The sequence below is a fragment of the Hydrotalea flava genome (assembly GCF_001623405.1).
GTDB lineage: Bacteria > Bacteroidota > Bacteroidia > Chitinophagales > Chitinophagaceae > Hydrotalea > Hydrotalea flava.
This window is the reverse complement of sequence record NZ_LUHG01000111.1, coordinates 1-4,928: the sequence shown is the minus strand read 5'-3', so window position 1 is coordinate 4,928 and position 4,928 is coordinate 1. Positions and strand designations below refer to the sequence as shown.

The window sequence follows — 4,928 nt, the reverse complement described above, 5'->3', positions numbered from 1 at the left end:
TTTGAAAACCCAACAAAAGGTAAAACGCAATATCAAATTTGTAAACCCTAATACGGACAATAAAAAATGTGTAAACCTAATGTAGGACAAACAGCAAAAAAATGTAAACTTTTTTCAGGACGAGGCAATTACTAAGATTTTTGGCATTCGGAGACAAAGGCTTTATATTTGTACAAACAGGACATTATTATGGAGATAAGAACAGATTTATTTTTAGGGGATAGCAAATCAATGCTCAAAAAGCTGCCCGATAACTCCGTTGACCTAATTGTAACATCGCCACCCTACGCCGACCAACGCAAAGGAACTTATGGCGGTATTCATCCTGACAAATACGTTGAATGGTTTCTCCCAATTACAAAAGAACTTCTCCGAGTATTAAAACCTACCGGAACTTTTATCTTGAACATAAAAGAAAAAGTTGTTGAAGGCGAACGCAGTACATATGTAATGGAATTAATTCTGGAAATGCGTAAGCAAGGCTGGCTATGGACAGAAGAATTTATTTGGCACAAAAAAAATTGTTACCCAGGCAAATGGCCTAATCGTTTTCGTGACGCATGGGAAAGACTTCTGCAATTTAACAAGGACAAAAAGTTTCACATGTACCAAGAGGAAGTAATGGTTCCAATGGGTGATTGGGCAAAATCAAGGCTTAAAAATCTTAGCGACACAGATAAAATAAGAGATAATTCAAAAGTTGGTAGCGGCTTCGGTAAAAATATTTCAAACTGGTTGACAAGGGATAAAGCATTCCCAACAAATGTTTTGCATTTAGCGACAGAATGCAGTAATAAAAATCATAGTGCTGCTTTTCCTGAAGAACTTCCTGAATGGTTTATGAAACTGTTTACAAAAGAAAAAGATACAGTGCTTGACCCTTTCATGGGTTCAGGAACAACAATTTTGGTTGCCAACAGAATGAAGCGACACTCAATTGGGATTGACATAGTTCCCGAATACTATGATATGGTAAAAGAACAAGTTAAACCAGTAGAATTATATTTATTAGAGCCGACAGTAAAATATGAAACAGCTAAATCTAAAAGACGTTACGCAGTACGTTGAAGAGAACATCGGAACCTTTCACCAAAAGAGAATTGCTGGACTGAATGATTTGAAATTGAGGAAGGTTTTGGGAAAGAAAAATCCTTATCTCTTCAAAGCAAAATATATTCTAACAGCACAGGATATTATCAAGAGTTTGACCGATGCGTTTATTTCATCACAGGAAGAAACAATTTTCGGCGATTGGCTTGAAGGACTTGCTATTTTTATCAACGGTAAGGTATATGATGGTCGCAAGTCTGGTATTCCCGGCATAGACTTAGAGTTTGACAAAGACGGTGTTCGTTATATTGTAACAATAAAATCAGGTCCGAATTGGGGTAACAGTTCGCAGATAGGTAAAATGCGGGCAGACTTCAAGACTGCACAGAAGACACTTCGTACAAGTAATTCACAACTCAATATTACAGCAGTGAACGGTTGCTGCTACGGCAGGGACAACAATTCAGATAAAGGCGACTATTTCAAATACTGTGGTCAAAAGTTTTGGGAGTTTGTTTCGGGCGACACAGACCTTTATACAAAAATCATTGAACCATTAGGACACCAAGCCAAAGAACGGAATGACGACTTCATTCAATCATATTCGCAAATGATAAACAAATTCACAAAAGAATTTGCAGACACTTTTTGCATGGACAACGGTTCAATAGATTGGGACAAACTTGTACGCTTTAATTCAGCAACCATAGCTCCGAAAAAATAAAACGGCGTGCAACAACGGCTTGGCAAAAAAGCGGCTGACGCAGTCCTAAGACGCATTTTTTTAAAATAATCTATCGGAATTCTAATTATCTTTATTCTAAACAATCCGCTTCTTCGCCAAGCCCGGGGCGTTATGCCCAATGCTATGACGACCGTGCAACAGACAAACATTACAGCTTGACATCAAGCTTTTGTGTAAAACTTGACGACCTGACAGGACAGATTAAACCTAAAAACATTAACTTAGCGACATATATTTTAGACGAGAATGAAGCAAAAATTAACGATAGAGAATTTAATAAAAGAAGCCCAAATTTTCTGTGCTGAACAATCAAAGTTTCAACATAAAGAACTGTTTGGAGTAACTGATGGCAAAGCCGTTGGGACACTTATTGAACAGAAATTTCAAAAACACTTAAACGACAAATACGAAGTAACAATTGGTTCTTCTGCAAGTGGTGTTGACCTACCTTCTGACGACATTTTAACTGACATCAAAGTAACTTCAATAAAACAGCCCCAATCATCTTGCCCTTTCAAAGACGCTAAACAAAAGATTTTTGGACTTGGTTACAATTTACTAGTTTTCGTTTACGACAAATCTGATGACCCCAAAAGCAAATCAGCAACTTTAAATTTCGTTAGCTGCTCATTTGTTGCAAAAGAGAGAACGGCTGACTATACAACTACTTTCCGTTTACGGGAAATGGTAAAAGATAAAGCCAATGAAGCCGACGTCATTGCTTATCTACAAGATAAAAATATTCCAGCTGACGAAATAACATTATCGAAATTAGCGGAGCAAATCCTAAAAACGCCACCCGAACAGGGTTATTTGACAATTTCCAATGCTTTACAATGGAGATTACAATATCAACGAATTGTAACGCTGACCGAGGAAGTAAAAGGAATAACCAAAATTGTAAGCTATAACAAACCTCAATGATGAAAGTATTTGAAGCAAATATTACTCATCAAGTTTCAGATTTCTTAAATGACAATCTGAAAAAGATTACATCTTTTGAAAAGGCAAATCAAAAAATGTATGATGCCTTCGGCATCATACATTTTTTTGATAATGACGAAGAACTGGAAACGCTTAAAGAAGTTCTTTCGATAACCAATAATATTGTTGAAGAACCCGACAGAGCAGAATATGGTGACTTTCAAACTAATTCTGATTTAGCGAATAAAGTAACATTACACTTAGCTTCAAAAAACATTTCCCCCGAAGTTGTAATTGAACCAACTTGTGGGAAAGGGAATTTTATTATTGCTTCTCTACACAACTTCAAAAACATTAAAAACGTCTTCGGTGTTGAAATTTACAAACCCTATGTTTGGGAAACTAAATTCAACATTGTTGATTTTTTTCTTTCTCATCCAAATTCAAATAAGCCAGAAATTTCAATAGTTCATTGCAATGTTTTTGACTTCGATTTTAAAGCAATAGCTAAGAAACATTCAACAAATGATATTTTAGTAATTGGTAATCCACCTTGGGTAACCAATTCAAAATTGGGTAGTTTAAATTCAACGAACCTTCCGAAAAAAACGAATTTCAAAAATCATAGCGGTTTAGATGCAATGACAGGAAAAGGCAATTTTGACATTGCTGAATTTATAACGCTTACTATGATTGAAACCTTTCAAAATATGAAAGGAAATTTACTGTTATTGGTAAAAAATTCCGTTATCAAAAACATTGTCTTTGACCAAAACAAAAATCGTTACAAGATTTCAGCTATTGAAAAGCATTGTATTGACAGCAAAAAGGAGTTTAATGTTTCAGTAGAAGCAGCTTTGTTTTATTGTAAACTAAATTCACTACCGACATTTGATTGCATAGAATTTGATTTTTACAACAATCTAAAATCTCAACTCAAATTCGGTTGGTTAAACGATAAATTTGTTTCAAACATTGACACTTATATTCACACAAAAGAAATTGACGGTGAATGTCCTTTCGTTTGGCGACAAGGTTTGAAACACGATTGTTCTACCGTAATGGAATTAGACAAAGTGAACGGACATTATGTAAACGGACTGAACGAAGAAGTGAAATTGGAAGACGGTTTAATTTACGGTATTCTCAAAAGTTCTGACCTTAAAAACACGGTAATTAATCAAACACGAAAGTTTACGATTGTTACGCAAAAGAAAGTTGGACAAGAAACAAAATATATAAAAACTGAATATCCTAAAACGTATCAATACCTGACACAGCATCAAGCAAATTTTGATGCAAGAAAATCAAGCATCTACAACAACAAGCCTTTGTTTTCAATATTTGGTATAGGCGACTATTCCTTCAAACCTTTCAAAGTTGCCATATCAGGTCTTTACAAGACATTCCATTTTACACTTATTCTGCCACAGGACAATAAACCTGTAATGCTTGATGACACTTGTTATTTTATAGGTTTTGACAAAATAGAATTTGCCGTTTACACATTAATGCTTTTAAACTCCGACACGACAGTTCAGTTTTTACAATCAGTAACTTTTCCAGACGCTAAAAGGACTTTTACAAAAGACGTTTTAATGAGAATTGACCTTTTAGAATTAGCAAAACAAATGGACAAAACCGACCTGCAAACAGAACTTGAAACGCTTAACGAAAAGTATAAATTCAATTTGACACTTGACTTATGGGACAGTTTTATGAACGAAATGACACCTGTAAGCAATGGACAAATGGCAATGTTTATATAGACCGAAAAAAGCACTGGGCATAACATGGGCTTGGCACTATGTCGGCGGACTGTAACGCAGTAGTTCAGCTGTAGTCATCTATCAGCTGTGGTTCCGCCAAGACGACCAAAACTCAACTGCAGATTTTTATTTTAAACTTTTGTATATTTACTGAGCAGCAGTACCCAGCTTGACGAATTTCAAATTCCGCCACATCGCCAAGCCCGGGGCGTTGTGTGCAATTCCCCCTTTTTCGACAGAAAATAAATTCCCTAGCTAACGACTTTACTGCAACACCCCGAATTTTGCAATGACAGCTCTATGTGAGACCGATTTAAGCAGTGGTGGTTAATAACCCCGTGCGTCATTCTGGTTAAAATGTACAACTCCATTTACTTGGAGAGTTTATGAATTCAGTGGTGGCTCGCCTGTGGCGAAGACCCCGTTCAGAATAATTGATA

Annotated in this window: 4 protein-coding genes; all 4 read left to right on the top strand. The window is 36.0% G+C overall.

Translation table 11 applies throughout. The annotated features are described in order from the left end of the window. Nucleotides 1–189 precede the first annotated feature (189 nt). Nucleotides 190–1,068, top strand: a complete 879-nt coding sequence (locus A0F92_RS15325; protein ID WP_068248340.1) for a DNA-methyltransferase — start codon at nt 190–192, stop codon at nt 1,066–1,068. Next, entirely contained in the window at nt 1,028–1,774 is a 747-nt protein-coding gene (locus tag A0F92_RS15320) for a PmeII family type II restriction endonuclease (RefSeq protein WP_068248337.1), read from the top strand. The genes A0F92_RS15325 and A0F92_RS15320 overlap by 41 nt, the downstream gene beginning before the upstream one ends. Before the next feature lie 267 nt (nt 1,775–2,041). Next, nucleotides 2,042–2,719, top strand: a complete 678-nt coding sequence (locus A0F92_RS15315; protein ID WP_068248334.1) for a type II restriction-modification system restriction endonuclease — start codon at nt 2,042–2,044, stop codon at nt 2,717–2,719. After that, the gene (locus A0F92_RS15310) at nt 2,716–4,488 is read left to right on the top strand and encodes an SAM-dependent methyltransferase (RefSeq protein ID WP_068248329.1); all 1,773 of its coding nucleotides are present in this window, start codon (nt 2,716–2,718) and stop codon (nt 4,486–4,488) included. The genes A0F92_RS15315 and A0F92_RS15310 overlap by 4 nt, the downstream gene beginning before the upstream one ends. Nucleotides 4,489–4,928 lie beyond the last annotated feature (440 nt).